At 40.0% G+C, this 18,132-nt stretch carries 19 protein-coding genes; all 19 read right to left on the bottom strand.

Annotated features, from left to right (window positions below; translation table 11 throughout):
- Positions 1-13: 13 nt before the first annotated feature.
- The 19 genes from H5R64_RS02435 to tnpA all read right to left on the bottom strand — a co-directional run bounded on the left by H5R64_RS02435 (position 14) and on the right by tnpA (position 17,965).
- Positions 14-850 carry an IS3 family transposase gene (locus H5R64_RS02435; RefSeq protein WP_231797899.1) on the bottom strand — a complete coding sequence of 279 codons (837 nt, stop codon included), beginning with the start codon at positions 848-850 and terminating at the stop codon, positions 14-16.
- A gap of 5 nt (positions 851-855) precedes the next feature.
- On the bottom strand, positions 856-1,386 hold the full coding sequence (locus H5R64_RS02430; protein WP_182581023.1) for a helix-turn-helix domain-containing protein: 531 nt from the start codon (positions 1,384-1,386) through the stop codon (positions 856-858).
- A gap of 323 nt (positions 1,387-1,709) precedes the next feature.
- The gene (locus tag H5R64_RS08705) at positions 1,710-1,832 is read right to left on the bottom strand and encodes a linear amide C-N hydrolase (RefSeq protein WP_407657565.1); all 123 of its coding nucleotides are present in this window, start codon (positions 1,830-1,832) and stop codon (positions 1,710-1,712) included.
- A 249-nt stretch (positions 1,833-2,081) separates the two neighbouring features.
- Positions 2,082-2,762, bottom strand: a complete 681-nt coding sequence (locus tag H5R64_RS02420; RefSeq protein WP_182581465.1) for a hypothetical protein — start codon at positions 2,760-2,762, stop codon at positions 2,082-2,084.
- Positions 2,763-2,913: 151 nt separating this feature from the next.
- Positions 2,914-3,897, bottom strand: coding sequence for a ribose-phosphate diphosphokinase (locus H5R64_RS02415; RefSeq protein ID WP_182581466.1), 984 nt, complete (start codon positions 3,895-3,897; stop codon positions 2,914-2,916).
- Positions 3,898-4,047: 150 nt separating this feature from the next.
- On the bottom strand, positions 4,048-5,412 hold the full coding sequence (glmU, locus tag H5R64_RS02410; RefSeq protein WP_182581467.1) for a bifunctional UDP-N-acetylglucosamine diphosphorylase/glucosamine-1-phosphate N-acetyltransferase GlmU: 1,365 nt from the start codon (positions 5,410-5,412) through the stop codon (positions 4,048-4,050).
- A gap of 9 nt (positions 5,413-5,421) precedes the next feature.
- Positions 5,422-6,255 carry a pur operon repressor gene (gene purR, locus H5R64_RS02405; RefSeq protein WP_182581468.1) on the bottom strand — a complete coding sequence of 278 codons (834 nt, stop codon included), beginning with the start codon at positions 6,253-6,255 and terminating at the stop codon, positions 5,422-5,424.
- A gap of 119 nt (positions 6,256-6,374) precedes the next feature.
- On the bottom strand, positions 6,375-7,226 hold the full coding sequence (gene ispE, locus H5R64_RS02400) for a 4-(cytidine 5'-diphospho)-2-C-methyl-D-erythritol kinase (RefSeq protein WP_182582701.1): 852 nt from the start codon (positions 7,224-7,226) through the stop codon (positions 6,375-6,377).
- Positions 7,227-7,373: 147 nt separating this feature from the next.
- Positions 7,374-7,625 carry a Veg family protein gene (locus tag H5R64_RS02395; RefSeq protein WP_182581470.1) on the bottom strand — a complete coding sequence of 84 codons (252 nt, stop codon included), beginning with the start codon at positions 7,623-7,625 and terminating at the stop codon, positions 7,374-7,376.
- A gap of 86 nt (positions 7,626-7,711) precedes the next feature.
- Positions 7,712-8,605, bottom strand: coding sequence for a 16S rRNA (adenine(1518)-N(6)/adenine(1519)-N(6))-dimethyltransferase RsmA (rsmA, locus tag H5R64_RS02390; RefSeq protein WP_182582699.1), 894 nt, complete (start codon positions 8,603-8,605; stop codon positions 7,712-7,714).
- Complete coding sequence (gene rnmV, locus H5R64_RS02385; RefSeq protein ID WP_182582697.1) at positions 8,602-9,162, bottom strand: ribonuclease M5; 561 nt, start codon at positions 9,160-9,162, stop codon at positions 8,602-8,604. Before rnmV ends, rsmA begins: the two co-directional genes overlap by 4 nt.
- Positions 9,149-9,967: a TatD family hydrolase gene (locus tag H5R64_RS02380; RefSeq protein WP_182582695.1), complete on the bottom strand. Its 819-nt coding sequence runs from the start codon at positions 9,965-9,967 to the stop codon at positions 9,149-9,151. Before H5R64_RS02380 ends, rnmV begins: the two co-directional genes overlap by 14 nt.
- Before the next feature lie 12 nt (positions 9,968-9,979).
- Positions 9,980-12,004, bottom strand: a complete 2,025-nt coding sequence (metG, locus tag H5R64_RS02375) for a methionine--tRNA ligase (RefSeq protein ID WP_182582693.1) — start codon at positions 12,002-12,004, stop codon at positions 9,980-9,982.
- A 75-nt stretch (positions 12,005-12,079) separates the two neighbouring features.
- Complete coding sequence (locus H5R64_RS02370) at positions 12,080-12,928, bottom strand: DUF72 domain-containing protein (protein ID WP_182581475.1); 849 nt, start codon at positions 12,926-12,928, stop codon at positions 12,080-12,082.
- Between the two features lie 440 nt (positions 12,929-13,368).
- Positions 13,369-14,070 carry an NAD-dependent protein deacylase gene (locus H5R64_RS02365; protein ID WP_182582691.1) on the bottom strand — a complete coding sequence of 234 codons (702 nt, stop codon included), beginning with the start codon at positions 14,068-14,070 and terminating at the stop codon, positions 13,369-13,371.
- Positions 14,071-14,074: 4 nt separating this feature from the next.
- Positions 14,075-15,028, bottom strand: a complete 954-nt coding sequence (locus H5R64_RS02360) for an IpaB/EvcA family protein (RefSeq protein ID WP_182582689.1) — start codon at positions 15,026-15,028, stop codon at positions 14,075-14,077.
- Complete coding sequence (locus H5R64_RS02355) at positions 15,021-16,289, bottom strand: hydroxymethylglutaryl-CoA reductase, degradative (protein WP_182581478.1); 1,269 nt, start codon at positions 16,287-16,289, stop codon at positions 15,021-15,023. Before H5R64_RS02355 ends, H5R64_RS02360 begins: the two co-directional genes overlap by 8 nt.
- The gene (locus H5R64_RS02350; protein WP_182581479.1) at positions 16,286-17,233 is read right to left on the bottom strand and encodes a Ppx/GppA family phosphatase; all 948 of its coding nucleotides are present in this window, start codon (positions 17,231-17,233) and stop codon (positions 16,286-16,288) included. Before H5R64_RS02350 ends, H5R64_RS02355 begins: the two co-directional genes overlap by 4 nt.
- Before the next feature lie 267 nt (positions 17,234-17,500).
- Positions 17,501-17,965 (bottom strand): IS200/IS605 family transposase, encoded by a 465-nt coding sequence (gene tnpA, locus H5R64_RS02345; RefSeq protein ID WP_182580307.1) that lies wholly within the window; start codon positions 17,963-17,965, stop codon positions 17,501-17,503.
- Between the last annotated feature and the right edge of the window lie 167 nt (positions 17,966-18,132).

Genomic DNA, 18,132 nt, shown 5'->3' with positions numbered 1-18,132 from the left:
ATTTTATTAAATCTTAATTAATGGATTGATTCCGATATTCGACCGGAGTCAATCCTTTCTTATTCAATGAAATTCGCTCGTAATTAAACCAAGAAACATAGTCTTGGACGATTTCACGTAATTGGTTGATCGATGAAATCTTTAACCGTTTTAAGCATTCGCGTTTCATTAGGTTAAAAAAGCTTTCTATTGGTGCATTATCTAGGCAATTTCCCTTCCGAGACATACTTTGAGTAAGATTAGCTTTAGCCAACTCATTTCGATAATACTGTAATTGATAATGCCAACCTTGATCGGAATGTATAATTGGCTGACTACCTGCTGGTAGTCGGGAGCTTAATTCTTGCAGTGTTTGTTCAATCAAAATTCGATTAGGACTAGCGGAAACCTGCGTTGCTAAGACTTCATTGCTGGCTTCATCAATAACTGCTGAAATATAGCCAAACTGATTATTGTCCAATTTTAGCTGCGTTATGTCGGTGTGCAGGACTCGGTAAACCTGTCGTTCATTGAACTTTTGCTTAAGAATATTAGGTGCTACACGCCCGAGCTGACCTCGATAAGAAGAATAATGGCTTCTTTTGCTATAAACACAAACCTTTAATCCTATCTGTTTCATCAGTTTACGTACTGTCTCTGGACTAATTGTATAGTTTAATTTCTTTAACTTGTAATAGATTCGACGATAACCGTATGTTTCCCGACTTTGGCGAAAAAGCTGTTTGATGACTTGTTTAATATGGCCGTATTTATCTGTTGCTTGGATTGCCTTTAACCGTTCATAGTATGTCGACCTTGGCATCTTAAAATAAGCCAGTAACTCCTTTAATGGATAGTCTGCCCTAAGCACTTGAATTACTGCTGCTTGTTCTTTTCTTCTTGCTGTCTTAGGGCATGCAATTTTTTTAAGATATCAATCTCCATTTTTTGATATGCAACCTTTGCTTTTAACTTTTCTATTTCCTGTTGATATTGTTTATCTTTAGTTACCCGTTCTTTATTACTCGTCGTATGTCTTTTCATAGCTTTTACAGTCCGGCCTTTTACCTTCGGTTGAAGGCCGGCAATCCCTTCTTTTTGGTATTTACCATACCATAAACTAACGAGTGATTTATTTAAACCAAAATGAGCAGCTACTTTTTCTACGCTTAAGTCATGAGTTTGGCAATAATTCAGGACTTGTAACTTAAATTTAACTGAATACCGTTTCTTGGTATGCTTAATCACTAAAGACTCAAAGCCGTGTTCTCTAACCAAATTAATCCAGTGCTGTGCGACTGTTTTATCCGCCATACCATATTTTTTGCATAGTTTATCTTGGCTTATTCCACCTTGTAAATATTCTTGAACAATTTTAATTTTGAATTGTGTTGAATACTTCGTCATATAAAAAACCACCCTAAAATTGTTAGATTTGTCTAACAATTTTAGGGCAGTTCAAACCTTGGAGCCCTTTTTATACTATCAAACCGTTTAATCGCTTTTTCTTCCACGCCGCATACACTAAATCAGCCAACTGATTACGGAAACAGCACTCACCACTCCTTTGATTAACAATTGCTTGGTAGTGGGTATAGTTATGTGAATGATGCTCGTTTTTAGTAACCAGTGATATGGATGCTGTTGACCATCAAACCATTTTTCTTAACAACAGTAATATTCACTAAATCATTAACCACTTCTTGAACTGTTGCGTGGCTTGCCAATACTCAATGAATGAAATCCTGCAAGGTCAGATTCAACTTTCCTTTCTCTTCTTGACCATAACTTGCCACAACCGGAAAAAGTAACTCAGTGCACACTAATCCCTGTTCATTAATCCCATCACCAATTAAATAACGATTACCAACAAGGCGTATTCCGCCAAGAATTGCATATCGATCACAATTTTCCCGTTGATTTGTGGGTTACCATTGATAAGCAGCCGGTTAAAAAATTAACTCCCACGGTGTCCAAAACGGGAAATCCATCGTTCTTCTAAATAAATCCTCCTGATCTAGAGTTAATACAGTACCCATCGATCCTCACCTGCCAAAACGAGTAAGGTCAATTCTAAATTATTCCCTTCCCCGTCTAATAATCTATTGTAACTTGGTAACCGCACCGGTTTGACTATTGTATTGGTAAATTCCAACCATGTTAGAAACCGTGTTATCACTATTATTCTGGCGAACTTCTAACTTATATATGTTACCGCTAGCTGATGTTGGGATAATCGAATAACCCTTTTCGCCGGTAAAACCCATCTTATTAGCAAAAGCCTCAACAACACCACCACTTGTTTTATTCGATGCCTGTTGGTTAGCAACTCGTTGACTTGACGAAGATGTTGAAGTCTTAGTTATTTGCTTTTTATTAATCTTTGATTGAAGACTCGCGTAAGCATCACGCATTGCAGTACTTGTCGACTTTAACGGCTTTAAACTGTTAGATGCAGTTTGGTAGTCACCATTATTATAGGCACGCTTAGCAGTTAAATAATTCTGAAGATCACCCTTTAAATTCTCGGCTTCACTAGAACGATTATTGGTACTGTTTAAATTATCATACGCTTCTTGAAAATTATTATTCCGAATTGAACGGTTTGCTGAACGAACCACCCTCATTGAATCGTTTTCAGGTGATTGAGTATTTCTGGTGGTAGACGAGTTCTTCTGAGAACTAACTGTTGATTGACTATTACCGCATCCGGCTAACGTTAGGACAAGCGTTAACGCAGCTGCACCTACCGAAACATTCTTGAAGAACTTATTTACTATCATAATTACTCCTCCTTTTTTCAACCTTAATTATACCATGACCGTTTCTTCTCAAACTTTTCCTACCATGCTCTTAATAATATCGTTAAAATTTTAAAACGTGATTACTATCCTTTTGTTAGTAATCACGTTCTAAAATTATAAGTATCACTGATTAAAGTTCAGCGCTTTTAAAAACCTTCTTGAACAAAGGACTAACTGGACGATTTTCATTAATCCGTTTAATAGCATCCCCAATTAATGGTGCAACTGATACTTGCTTAATCTTATCAATTCGTTTTTCTTTTGGTAGTTGAATCGAATCCGTCACAACAACTTCCTTAATTGGTGACTTATCTAACCGCTCAATTGCTGGACCAGACAGAACTGCATGGGTACAAGAAGCATAAACTTCTTCTGCACCAGCATCCATTAATGCTTGGGCACCCAAAGTAATAGTTCCGGCTGTATCAATCATATCATCAATCATAATACACTTCTTACCCTTAACATCCCCAATGATATGCATAATTTGGGCAACGTTAGCTCGCGGACGACGCTTATCGATAATCGCAATTGGTGACTTCAAGAATTCAGCCAATGCACGAGCACGGGTAACCCCACCATGGTCAGGTGAAATTACTACGGCATCTTGAGCAACCCCTTCATTAATGAAGTACTCGGCTAAAAGAGGGGCACCCATCAAATGATCAACAGGGATATCAAAGAACCCTTGGATCTGAGCAGCGTGAAGATCAAGTGCAATCACCCGATCAACACCTGAATTTTGTAGCATATTAGCCACTAATTTTGCAGTAATTGGTTCACGGCTACGTGCCTTCCGGTCTTGACGTGCATAACCATAGTAAGGAATTACCACATTGATGGTCTTTGCACTTGCACGGCGTAAAGCGTCAACCATGATCAAAAGCTCCATCAAATTATCATTGACCGGTGCAGAAGTGGATTGGATAACGTAAACATTATCACCACGAACACTTTCTTCAATGTTAATTTGAATTTCACCATCACTGAAACGGTCAACCGACAACTTACCTAAGTCAACGCCGACGTGATTAGCGATCTTTTCAGCAAGTGGCCTGTTTGAATTCAAAGCAAAAATCTTCAATTTAGGGTCAAAATAATGATTAGTAGTCATTGCATCCTCCACTGGATTAATTCAAAACTAGAAGCTGCGACAATGATGTCACCAGCCCCTTATTTAATAATAATTACGTATGCAGTAAACATTATCATATCAACACTTCAATAATATAAATTTGCCGCACAAAAAGCAAGAGCAGAAATCTTACCAAGGTAACTTCTTGGCGTAAGCTTCCTTGTTAACCTGCCGTGCACGCGCAATTGCCATGTCATATTCTTCAACGTTATCCGTAATTGTTGAGCCAGCTGCAACAAAAGCATTTGCTGCAAGGTTAACTGGCGCAACCAGGTTACTGTTACTACCAATAAAGGCGTGATCACCAACGTTGGTGTGATGTTTGTTCTTCCCATCGTAATTAACAAAGACAACCCCACATCCCACATTAATATTTTTACCCAAGGTGGCATTACCAATGTAAGTTAAATGGCCAACTTTAGTTCCTTCACCAATAAAGGCCTTCTTAACTTCACAGAAGTTACCAATATGAACATTCTTACCAACTTCTGCATCTGGACGAAGGTGACTATTAGGGCCAATATCACTACCATCATGCATTTCGGCTTCTTGAAGCGTTGATGAAGTGATTGTTACCCCATCATGAATTGTTGAATCTTCAATTCGTGAATGAGCGCTGATGTAACAGTCACTACCGATCGTGGTATTTCCCTTGATCACAACACCACCTTCAATAACAGTATCTTGACCGATCTTAACACCATCATCAATGTATGTCGTTTCCGGATTAACCATTGTAACACCGGATTCCATTAACTTGGTATTAATCCGCTTACGCATGATCTTATTAGCACGGGCAAGGGCAACGCGATCATTAACTCCCATCGATTCATCAAAGTCGGCCATTTTATAAGCAGTAACAATTTCTTGTTTATTCTTCAAGATCTCAATTACATCAGTAAGGTAGTACTCACCCTGTGCATTATTATTATTGACTTCCTTCAATGCAGCAAAAAGCTTCTTATTATCAAAGCAGTAAACACCAGTATTAATTTCATGAATTGATTGTTCTGTAAGAGTAGCATCCTTTTGCTCAACAATCCGTTCAACAATACCAACTTCATCGCGAACAATCCGGCCATAACCCGTCGGATCAGGGGCAACAGAAGTCAAAATCGTTGCGGCGGCATGACGTTGTTCATGATATTCAAATAGCTTCTTAAATGTATCAGCGGTAAATAATGGTGTATCACCACTAACCACAACGGTCTCACCATCGTTATCTGCTAAAAGATCTTTAGCTTGCATTACCGCATGACCAGTCCCCAATTGTTGGTTCTGTAAAGCAAACTTAGTCCGGTTTCCAATGACTTCCTCAACCTTTTCAGCGCCAAAGCCAACAACAGTCACAATATTATCAATATCAGCCTTTTCGAGTTGACCGACAACGTGCTCTACCATTGTCTTCCCACATACTTCATGTAAAACTTTGTATAACTTTGACCGCATCCGGGTTCCCTTACCGGCTGCTAAAATAATCGCATTCCGCTTCATTTTGCTAGCTTACTCCTTCTCAAAAACATCTTTAATAAAACTTCCTGGTCCAGCTTGGATCGTTTTTTTCTCATCATCAACCGCATTCACCTTAATTAATGAAGTACAGTTATTAACTAACCGTTTACCAGAAACTTCTCCCTCTGCTAAAACGGTCATCCCAACCAAGTTTGCATCAAATTCCTCAATCAGTGACTTCATCCCGTTAAGGGTTCCGCCACCCTTCATAAAGTCATCAACTACGACAACGTTTGCTCCAGCTGAAAGGGTCCGCCGTGATAATTCCATTTTCTTGATTCGTTTTACTGAACCTGAAACGTAATTAACGCTAACTGTTGGTCCTTCTGTAATATGGGAACTATTCCGCACAATTACAAATGGCTTATTCAGATACATCGCGGCACTTTGGGCAATCGGAATTCCCTTAGTTTCAACTGTCATAATCACGTCGACATCTTTATCAACGTATTGGGTAGCAATTAACCGACCCACACGACGTAAGATATCAGGACGACCAATCAAGTCTGAAAGGTAAACATAATCCCCAGGTAATAGCCGGGTATCATCACTCACCGCGGTAACCAGATCAGCAATGGCCCTTTCCGCATTTTCCTTTGAATAGAACGGTGTTAATATGGCACCACCGCTTGCACCAGGAATTGTTTCCAAACGTCCCATTCCCCATGAATGGAAAGTATGACGAATAATACTAAGATCCTCACTAATTGAAGACTTAGCAGAATCATATCGTTCTCCGAAAAATTTGAGGGAAACGAGGGAGCGAGGGTGTTCCATTAAATATCTTGTCATATCAACAAGGCGGTTACTACGTCTGACCTTCATATCTAATCCTCCAAAAGTATTAATCGCATTCGATTTTAACATAAATGTTCGGCTTTTACTTGTTATTTATCAAAATAACTGGACTTTTCTTCAGCATTAGAAAAGTCCAGTTAATTAAATTATAAAAGAGTAACAATATTAACATTTCTACAAAAACCACGGATCCCATTTTGGACTCGCCGTGCTCGTGATTCTGTATGGCAAATCGCAAAAACCGAAGGTCCCGTTCCACTCATCTGGGCAACATCTGCTCCCAATGATAACATCTTATCCTTTAACTGTTTGATTTCTGGATAATGACGCATTGTTAGTGGCTCTAATACATTTCCCATGTACTTAGTCGCCCCCTGCCAATCACCATTTTGTAAATTTCGAATTAGCTTTTGGTTCTCTAGGTGGTTAATCTGGGTATAGTCAATCTGTCGAAGCATCTGCGGTGTTGACACACTTATTTGTTGCTTAGCAATGACTACCCAGTAATGAGGTTGCGGGGGTAATAATTCGATCTTTTCACCATGTTCAGTCACGTGTGCCAACTTTCCGTAAACGCAATACGGAACATCAGAATCAATTGATAGCGACAAACGAGCCAGTTCTTCTAGTGAAAGTCCAAGATTCCATGCTGAATTAAGGATTCTTAAGACTGCGGCGGCGTCCGATGATCCACCACCTAATCCCGCCGCCACCGGAATATTTTTCCTAATATTAATCGTTAACGCATCACGACGATGAAATCGATTTCGTAAAATATTAGCTGCTTGAAATGCAAGGTTTCGTTGATCATTCGGAAGAAAGCTACTATCGGTGTAAACATTTATATTTCCAGGTTGATCGGAGATTTCGATTGAAACGTAATCTGCCAAGTCAACCGAAACCATTACCATATCCCACTTAGGCATCCCATCAAGGTATCGCATGGGTGAATCCAAACTTAAATTAAGCTTTGCTGGCGCTTTTTCAGTGATCAGCATCCAAAACACCTCCTCGTTTAATCAAATATTTATCTTGATTATAGCAGAGGAAACGCCTGTAAAGAAGTTATGAAAAATGTCTTCTAAAAATAAAATAAAAAGGATTATGAAAAAACATAAATGCTTTTCATAATCTCTTTAATATTATTACGCTTGTGCTTCTTCATCTTCGAAATCGATCGAGATATTTTGTGTTAAGAGATCAGTATAACTGTAAGTGATCCGATTAATCTCTCCTTGTCCTTCATTAACATGAACAACAAAGATTGCTGGGTACGTCTTGCTAAGTACTCCGCGGTGCTTAGCAACCCGTTTACGACCTGCTTGAGCAGTCACCAAAATTCGTTGACCAACACGACCTTCGAGTTCTTGCTTAATCTCTAAAATACTTTTAGCCAAACATCTCACCTCACAAGCTGAACTATACGCTCATTTGGCATAAAAGTCAAATTTTATCACAACTATATTAATAATTCAATCGTATTTTAAATTAAATTTTCTTGATAAAGTGCATTTAATAGTTCAGTAAATTGGCTTAAAGTTAGCTTTTCTGGCCTGATTTGTGGTGAGAGCTCAAGTTGTTCTAAAACTTTTATCATTTTTTCTTTTGTTTCGGCATCTTTATCAATTACACTTTGTAAGTTATTCCACAGACTCTTCCGCCGGTGAGCAAAGCATCCCCGGATAAAGCCCATTAATTTTTGCTTATCAAATGGTTTTACCGTTAGTGGTTGTTGACGTTGCTTAAGAACCACAATCGCAGAATCAACATTCGGCGCTGGAATAAACGAATGTCGCGAAACATTAAAGGCAATTTCTGCATCCATTTGGTATTCAATTGCTAACGTTAATGCCCCATACTGTTTTGTCCCCGGCTTGGCGGTTAATCGTTGGGCTACTTCCTTTTGCATCATTACTGTAATTGATGTCCATTCAACGGGACTAGCTAGGAGTCCCATTAAAATTGGGCTGGTAATGTAATATGGCAAGTTAGCAACCACCTTAATTGGCTTAGTCGGATCAGTAAATTGTTGTTGAATCAATTCAGGCAGGTTTGCCTTCAAGATATCCTGATTGATCACCGTTACGTTATTATGATCAGCTAATGTCTTTTCTAAGACTGGAATTAAATCCTGATCAATTTCTACCGCAACAACTTGACTAGCAGCATTAGCCAGTTGTTCAGTTAAGGCACCAATTCCGGGTCCGATCTCAATTACATTATCTTTCTTTGTCACTTCTGCAGCATCAACAATTCGGTCAAGAATTTCCGGGTCTGTTAAGAAATTCTGACCAAACCCCTTCTTAGCGTGAATCCCATACTCGTTCATAATTGAACGAGTTGCTTTACGGTTACCTATTTGTGTTGACTCACTCATTTTATCTCCTCCTGATCTAATCGTTGAACTGCATTTTCAAAGTCATCTCGACGAATTTGAAACATATTTAACCGTTTCAAAAGTTGTTTTCCGTTACCATAGCCAATTCCAAGAATCTGGCCCAAGCGTTCTCGACGGTAACGTGAATTGGTTTTTCCGGTTAATCCAGCCGCTTTTAAATCAGCACTGGTTATCTCCCTATTCTCTGCCGTTGCTTGAGTATAAAGTTTTTCTAAGGCAGTTCGAATCACTTCTGGCGTTGCGTGCTCAACACCAAGGCTCCCTTTAAATTCCGGAACCCCCTGATCACGACGAATAAATGCGTGCTTTACTCCTGGAATAGCATTACTAATCATTTTACGGATCCGCTCCCCATTAAAGTCGGGGTCGGTAAACACGATCAGCCCCCGAGTTGCTTGAAGTTTTTTTAATCGGGCAATATCTACTTCTGATAATGCTGAACCATTAGTTTCGTAAGTATCGGCATTAACCGCCTTTAAGATCTGTTTGGTATCGTCTTTTCCTTCAACGACGATTACTTCTTTAATCTTCTTCATTTAGCTCTCTCTTTGTTAAAAATAATTGTTCTGCGTTATGGAAGGTCTTATATGCTACTAATTCAGCATCAACATTTTTTAGTTTGGCAATTGCATTCACCACAAACTTCGTGAATCCCGGTTCATTTTCTTTTCCTCGATAGGGAATTGGCGTCAAATAAGGAGCATCCGTTTCAACCATCATCCGATCTAAAGGAACAGCTAATGCCGCTCTATGAACGTCTTCTGCAGTTTTAAAACTAACTACACCACTAAATGAAATTGCCATTCCTAAGTTCATAAACTTTTCAGCCATCTCAGGTGAACCGTTGAAACTATGCATTACGCCACCATACTCGTCAATATGAGCATCGCGCAGGATTGAATAGGCATCATCAAGTGCATCTCGAACATGAATTGAAACTGGCAAGTGCAATTGACGAGCGATTTCAAGTTGCTGAGCAAAGATTTCCTGTTGCTGATCATGAGGCGATGTTTGATCATTAAAATAATCTAACCCAATTTCACCAATGCCAACAACTTGAGGATCATGTAATTGACTAAGCAGTTTCTTTTCAGCTTCCTCATTGTAAGAACGAATATCTTCGGGATGCCAACCAATGATCGCATGTAGGTTCTCATATTTATGAGCTAGTTTTAACGCCCGCTCATTCAAAATTGTATTCGAACCAACAATATTCATCTGGGTGACCCCATAGTGAGCTGCTCGTGCTTCAAACGCCGGAACATCATTATAAAAGGCGTCATCGTTTAGATGCGTATGCGAATCGTAAACCTGACGCCAGTTTTTATGTTGTTTACTCATTAGTAAGTCCGACTATTCGACACTCATTCCAGGAATCAATGAATCTGGAACAGTCACCACTGTAACGTTGCCATCCTTTTCGGCAGACAAAAGCATCCCTTGGCTAATTTCTCCACGCATCTTCCGTGGCTTCAAGTTAGCAACAATCACAACTTTCTTCCCCACAAGGACTGATGGATCTGGATACCATTGAGCAATTCCCGAAAGGATTTGCCGCCCTTCTTCAGTCCCATCATCCATATGGAACTTCAAAAGTTTATCAGCTCCTTCAACGTGGTCTGCCGAGGTAATTTGGGCCACCTTTAGTGCAATCTTTTCAAAAGCATCGAACCGAATCTGCTTCTTCTCTGTTGTTTCTTCATTCACCGTCTTTTGCGCTTCTTTCTTTGCTTGTTCCATTGCTTTACGTCCCTTTTGCTTTTGGTTAGCGCTCATTTGACTCTTAATGAACTCAACCTCTTCTTTAACATCAAGTCGAGGGAAAATTGGGGTCCCCTTAGCAACTACTTGAGCATTTTCGGGAAAATCATTGAATTGTAATTCAGCTAGGTCAAGGTTAGTGCCTTCAAGACCTAATTGGGTAATAATCTCCTTTGGTGCATGGGTCATTACCGGTTGGATCAAAGCAGCAATTACCCGTAAGCTCTTGGCCAAGTAAGTCATTACATCTGATAATTCTGCCTTCTTGCTGTCGTCCTTAGCCAATACCCACGGTTCGGTTTCATCAATGTACTTATTAGCCCGGGCAACTAACTTCCAAACTGCTGATAAGGCATCTGCAAAGTGTACTTTATCCATTTCTTCCTTGAATTCAGCAATTGCATTCTCAGCGGTTTGTTCAAGGTCAGCATCATATTCAGTTGTCGCATCATTTTGGGCAACTAGCTTACCATCTTGGTACTTGTTAATCATAGCAACAGTCCGGTTCAACAGGTTTCCGAGATCATTTGCTAAGTCAAAGTTAACCTTATCAACAAAGTCTTCTGGACTGAAGACACCGTCATTACCAAATGGCATTGCCTTCAAAAGGTAATAGCGAGTAGCGTCTAAGCCGTAGCGATCAACTAAGGTTTCAGGGTAAATCACGTTTCCCTTTGACTTTGACATCTTGCCATCCTTCATCGTCAACCAACCGTGACCAATAATATGCTTTGGTAGTGGTAGGCCAAGAGCATGGAGCATAATTGGCCAGTAAATTGTGTGGAAGCGGACGATTTCCTTGCCGACCATGTGGACGTCAGCAGGCCAGTACTTCTTAAACAAACTATCATCATCTGAACCGTAACCAAGAGCCGTAATATAGTTGGATAAAGCATCAATCCAAACGTAAACAACGTGCTTAGGATCATTAGGTACCTTAACACCCCAGTTAAAGGAAGTCCGAGTAACGGCAAGATCCTCTAGACCTGGCTTTAAGAAGTTATTAACCATTTCGTTAACCCGGGTGTGTGGTTCGATAAAGTCGGGATGGTCCTTATAGTAGTTCATCAACCAATCGGCATACTTACTCATCTTGAAGAAGTATGATTCTTCTTCAACCAGTTGAACTTCATGCCCAGATGGAGCCTTTCCGCCAATCACATTACCGTTGTCATCACGGTAAACTTCAGCTAATTGACTTTCGGTAAAGTACTCTTCATCATCAACTGAATACCATCCCTTGTACTTTCCCTTGTAGATATCGCCTTGATCAATAAACTTTTGAAAGATCTTTTGAACAGCCTTTTCATGGAAGTCGTCCGTTGTCCGGATAAACTTATCATTAGTGATCTCCATTGTCTTCCAGAGTTGCTTGATTCCTGCAGCCATTTTATCCACGTATTCTTGTGGCTTCATACCAAGCTTTTCGGCTTTTTGTTCAATCTTTAAACCGTGTTCATCAGTCCCCGTCAAATAGAAGACATCGTATCCCATTAAGCGCTTGTAACGTGCTTCAGCATCGCAAGCAACGGTTGTATATGTATTACCAATATGTAATTTACCAGATGGATAGTATATTGGCGTCGTAATGTAATAAGTTGGTTTTTGTTCAGCCATATGAGGCCCCTCTTTCTTATCAATTCCTAATTTTATTAACCTTTAGTATAGCATTATCCACAACCTACTCCAAGCTCAAAAGAGATCAAGTTGTTGGGGATCACGCGGAGCAAGTCCCGTAAACTTAACCCCCATTAATTTTTGTAGTTGGAAGGCGTTGGGTGCTGCATCTCCACCGGAATTATTATTGAAGATTACGCAGAGTTCCTGTGGTTGTGGTTTAACCTGATTAATCTTCTTTGCAAGGTCACCTAATTCTTCGTGGTTATAACGGTAGAGCGTCCGGGTCTTTCGCCATTCTTTTCCCGCATTATCCCAGCCCTTCCGGTTTCGCCCATGTAAACGGATCATCGCTAGTTTAGGGTTAGTAGTCGCAAGGTAAAACGGCACAGAGGTTACCGTATTATGAGGTTCATCCGCCGCTACCAACGTAAATCTCAAGTCTTGACAATACGAAACCAGTGAATCAATCACTCCTGGACGGTACCATGAATTATTTCGCAACTCAACTGCGATTGGTAAGTCGCCCATCCAATCACGAATCAGCTTTAAATATTCAATATCTTTTACTTCAGAATCAAAGTATGGTGGAAATTGAAAGAGAATTGTTTTCAACTGTCCTGCAGCAATCAACGGTGCAATTGTCCGCCGGTATTGTTGAAATAGCAATGCTAATTCGCCCTTTTCTTGGTTTCGTTGGTGAAGAGTCATTCCCTGATGCGCTTTAATGATGAACTGAAATTCACTGGGGACTTGGGACAGCCACTTTTGAATTGTTGCCATCTGAGGTAAAGCATAGAAAAAAGTATCGACTTCAACCGTTGGCATATGCTGTGCGTATTCATTTAACGTTACGGGCCGTTGCTGATCATTAATTAACGCTGGGTGTTCAGTCCAAGTTGTCAGCCCCATTGTAATTTTCATTTACCTTTTTCCTCCATCCATTCTCAGTAATTTCTTATTTTCCTAAAATAAATTTATACTCATTTATTCTTTACCTTTAGTGCTGATTTAGTAACTTTTATGCACATTTTCCTTATTTCCACGCAAAATATACAAAAACTGTTCTTTCTCAAGATGAGACCGTCTCTTAGCGTTGTTCCATTCTGAGATTATCCATGATATTTTGAATAAGGCAACAATAAGTATCCAAATATGAAAGGAGCGATCAAAATGTCATTAACTACAAAGACTATTCGGAACGTATTTTCACTAAAGAAGCGTGGTAACGAAAAACGTCATCTAGGGATGCCATTTAAGGTCGCTGGTAAAGTGATCCATTTCGATTAATTATTTATTCTAATCAAAAAAGAAGCTGCTTGGTTGCGTTTAGTCCTATTGATTCGTGCCCGGCAGCTTCTTTTTTATTTAACTTTTAGTTCGTCAAAGAACTTTGTCGCGTCCGTTTGGATCATTTCAAACTCACATGGCAACTGAAGAGCTTCCTGATTTACCGCCAAGACTTTTGCGGCAGAATTTCGGTATTCTAACAATCCCGCAAACGGGTAAACCTTCATTGAAGTACCAACAATTACTACCAAATCGGCTGCTTGCATTGCCTGAACAGAGTTAATAATGTCCTCTTGCTTTATTCCTTCATCATAAAGGACAATATCAGGCCGCAAAGCACCACCATCTTTTTGGTGAAGGCGGCTCTTCAAATACTCCTCTACCGGTACCCTCTCATGACACTTCTCACAGTACACGTTGAAGAGGTTCCCATGAAAGTCAATCAGGTGCTTCGTGCCAACTTCTTCATAAAGATTATCAATATTTTGAGTTATTACCGTCGCCCGATCCTGCTGGGTCAAAGCCGCCTGTTTTTGGTGAATAACATTTGGCTTAGCATCCGGAAAGTATAAATTTTCCTTGCAAAACTTATAAAAGCCATCTGGATCACTTTCAAAGTAACGATGACTTAAGTAATATTCCGCATTTCGGTCTTTTGTGTATAAGCCATTTGCGGACCGAAAATCAGGGATCCCAGAAGCGGTAGATACACCAGCACCCGTTAAGAAAACAATTCGTTGTGCATCATCAAACAATTGTTGTACTTTTTGTTCCATCAAATTACTTCCTTATGATATATGGAATATGATTTTGTTCTAAGAATTCCTTTACTGGTTGATCATAAATCCTCTTAAATTCTTCAGGTGAATGTTTGGCAGTTGTGAAGGAATTTTGGTCAATATTCCGCCGAAGGCCAACATACGCTGGCTTTCCTGTCTTGCGATCCTTCATCCCGGAATTAAAAATTTCAAAGACTTGACGAACCTCAAGACGCAATTGCCGTTCACTTAGCACTGGGGAAAGGGTTGTAAACTTATTATTGTTCAATGCAGGTAATCCCCACTCTTCCATTTGCTGATCATACAAGGAGTAGATCTTGACAATTGACCGCCACATATCAAAGGCATTCTTGATCGGCTTCTTGGTAATTTCAGCATAGATCTTTTTGGCAGCTGCCAAAGCTTGCGGATAATTAGTTTCTAACGTTTCCTCATACTTAGCAAGGTGATCCCCAAAGAAAACAAGAGCATCTAACAGGGTTAGTAACCGTAATGCTCGTTCATCGTCATCCTCACTTTCGGAAGTTAAGGTGTGTTCGATCCCCTTTAGGTATTCTTCTTCAACCTGCTCGTTAATGAAATCGTGCTTCCGCTGTTCAGCAACTACTACCCGATGCATCGCAACATTATAGAGATCAGTCGACATAATCATCATCTGTTCATCTAATTCCCGATCCCCGAGAGAAAGTTGGAAGAAAATTTGTGGGAAGCCCCGAAGAAGCATTAGCAAATGAAGAAGTTCGTGAGAAGCAGTGTAATTTGGCTCGGTTAAGTCGGTTATCAAGATTATTAATGCTCCGGGAATTGTTTGTTGGGTTGCTTGGTCGTGACGAACGTAGCCAGACTTTTCGCCCTTAAATTGAATAAAAACCGAACCTTCTGGATATAATTCATTTACCTGATCGAGGAGGGCCTTGTTCGCCTTATTTAATTTAATTTCTTGCTCTTCACTCATTGGAAGACTCCTTTCGTATGGTTGCCAAAAGCCGCTTGGCAACTTCTTGATCAACATGTGACTGCTGACTAAGTTTTGTTACTAGTTGTTCAACTTCTGTTTGTTTAGCACCGACGCTAATTGCAAGAGAACGGTACTGAAGTTTCATATGTCCTGCTTGAATCCCAGTAGTTGCTAATGCACGGATTGCCGCAAAATTTTGGGCTAATCCCAAACTAGTAATTACGGCAGCTAATTCTTGAGCAGTCTCGATCCCATTTAAATGGTAATTTAGCTTAGTTAGTGAATTCAAGCCAATCGAACCACCGATTACACCAACTGGCATCGGAAGAGTTATACTTCCCTCAAGTTGATTATCAATAATTTTCCAGATACTCAGGCCCCGATACTGGCCGTTGCGACTTGCATAAGCATGGGCACCACTCTCGATTGCCCGCCAGTCATTACCACTGGCAATCATGGCCGCATCAATCCCGTTCATAATCCCCTTATTGTGGGTTGTGGCACGGTACGGATCAACTTGAGCTAATTCACTTAGATCAACAATCCGTCTTGCAACTTCTGCACCATCCATTTGCTTAGTAGCAAGATCTCGGTAAGCAACCTTACAAGTTACTGTTTGTAAACTATCAGTGGCATAGTTACTAAGAATTGCAGTAACCACATTAATCCCGTTTTCCGTTAAATAATGAGCAACTGCTTCGGCCATTGTATTAACCGTATTAGCTCCCATTGCCTGACAAACATCAATTAACAAATCGATGCTTATAAAGCGTCCTACTTGACGAATACGAACTTTCTTAGCACCACCGCCACGTTTTTTCATTGATGGGTGAGCTGCGTTAGCAATTTCAAGAAAAGTTGTTTCATTTTTCTTTAACCAGTTAATTTTCTTTACCGGATCTTCCCCCTGATCAATTACCACTTGACCAACTAATGCTCGGGAAGAAGTTTCCGCATAAAATCCTCCTGACTTAGCAATCCGCCGAGCACCATTATTTGCTGCTGCAATTACTGACGGCTCTTCAACAACTAAGGGCAACGTATAACTTTTACCGTTAACCACTAAGCCTGTAACAACACCCTCAGGTAAGGAATAATCAGTAATATAATTTTCAACTAGATTATTCCCTAACTTACTTGCCTGCTCAGCTAACAATGACTGTTCGGTTGAAGAAAGGTAGTATTGATCGGCTAAAATTTGTCGCCGTTGTTCAGGAGTTAGCCTATAAAAGCCGTGTGCCCATTGTGTCTTACTCATGATTTTTTCTTCCTTTGGTTAACATACTCCGTAATAATCCCTTCACGAACGCCACTTTCAGAAAAGATCACCCGACCATCACTATTCCGTTGAAGAAGTGATACGAGTGGTAACATTCCACCAATAATAATGTCGGCACGCTCTGGTTCCAGCCCTGGCATCCGCCGTCGCTGGGCAAGATTTCTAGTCAATAATTCTCGATAAGTTGCAAAAACAACCCGCGAAGATAATTGGTATCCATGAATTGATCCTGATATATGTCGTCGACCATGATGATGATATGCCCGTGTCATCCGTGCTAGTGTCCGGTTAGCTCCACCTAAGAGAACGATCGGAACCCTTGTTGCGTAACGAAGCCATGGGATCTTTGTCAAACGGTTATTCATCGAAACTTGTGCTCGGAAAAGATCAGCGGAACGAACATATCCCCCTAAATGAAATTGCTCAGATAAGTTAACAGCGCCAACAGGGAGTGAAATCAAGTCCCGTGCCCGTCGTTGCTGAACTAAGACCAATTCACAACTTGCGCCCCCAACGTCCAAAATTAAACAGTGGTTGAGCTTAAGTGTCCGAATGACACCTAAATAATCGTAATATGCCTCTTTCTTCCCGGAAAGGACCTGCAGATGAATACCAACTTCATTTTCAACCCGGTTCAAAAATTCTTGACGATTTTTAGCTTGACGAACTGCCGCAGTTGAAATTGCTCGCACCTTAATGTTAGGGATTGTAGAATAAATCTTTTTGAACTTTTTTAGTGCAGCAATGGTTCGATCCATTGCATTTTTCTGAAGCATTTTCTCTCGGCCCATTCCTTCAGAAAGACGGGTATTTTCCTTCACCCGTTTAATTTCACGAAAACGACCATCAGGAGTTATTTTAGTAATTGCCATCCTTGTCGAATTAGAGCCGAGATCAACAATCGCGAGGTTTTCTTCCACCATTTTCACCTCCGATAATTTGTATTTTGTTTAGAAAAAAGCGAAATTCAGTATCTCTTTAATGATACCATGTTCTTCAACCAAGTGGGAGCTGTTAACAATTGGAATACCACCGAATTTTACGATTAAATCATAACCACCCGTGAAACGGGTGGTTTGTTCTTCGGCTAAAAGCCGATAAGAGAAGCCAGCGTCTCAAGGCGCTGGCTTTTCCTTCGTCCAAGCCAAAATGCTCTGACTACTTCGCTACTGCTTTAAGCAGTGTTAGTATTACTTCACCTTACCCTTAAAAGGGTCCGAGTATTCTATCGTTGTTAATTTATCGACTACCATATCATGTTTCTCTTGATCACGAATATATTTCTTGATGGTGGACTCATTTAATCCTACTGTGCTGACATAATAACCTTCTGCCCAAAAATGTCGATTGCCAAATTTATACTTTAAATTGGCATGATGATCAAACATCATCAATGCACTTTTTCCTTTCAAATATCCCATAAATTGCGAAACGCTTAACTTCGGTGGAATACTTACTAATAAGTGAACATGATCAGGCATCAAATGTCCTTCAATAATCTTTACTCCTTTATACTGACATAGTAATCTAATATAATCTCGTAAATCTTTCCGATATTGATTGTAAATTATTTTCCGTCTATACTTTGGAATGAATACGATGTGATACTTACATAACCACTTCGTATGGGCTAAACTATTTAGTTTATTAGCCATATTAATTAAACCTCTTTTCCCTTATTTGATTTTGGCTTGAACACCTACATCTTAAGGCAAAAGAGGTCTTTATTTATATAATCTTATCCCCCACCCGCAAAGCAGGTGGTTTTTTGTTTCGCATACTCACTCCGTTCGCATGCTCAACTAGGCCTAAAGGCATTAAT

Source organism: Limosilactobacillus fastidiosus, from assembly GCF_014145505.1.
Taxonomy (GTDB): Bacteria; Bacillota; Bacilli; order Lactobacillales; family Lactobacillaceae; genus Limosilactobacillus; species Limosilactobacillus fastidiosus.
This window is presented reverse-complemented; position numbering and strand designations above follow the sequence as displayed.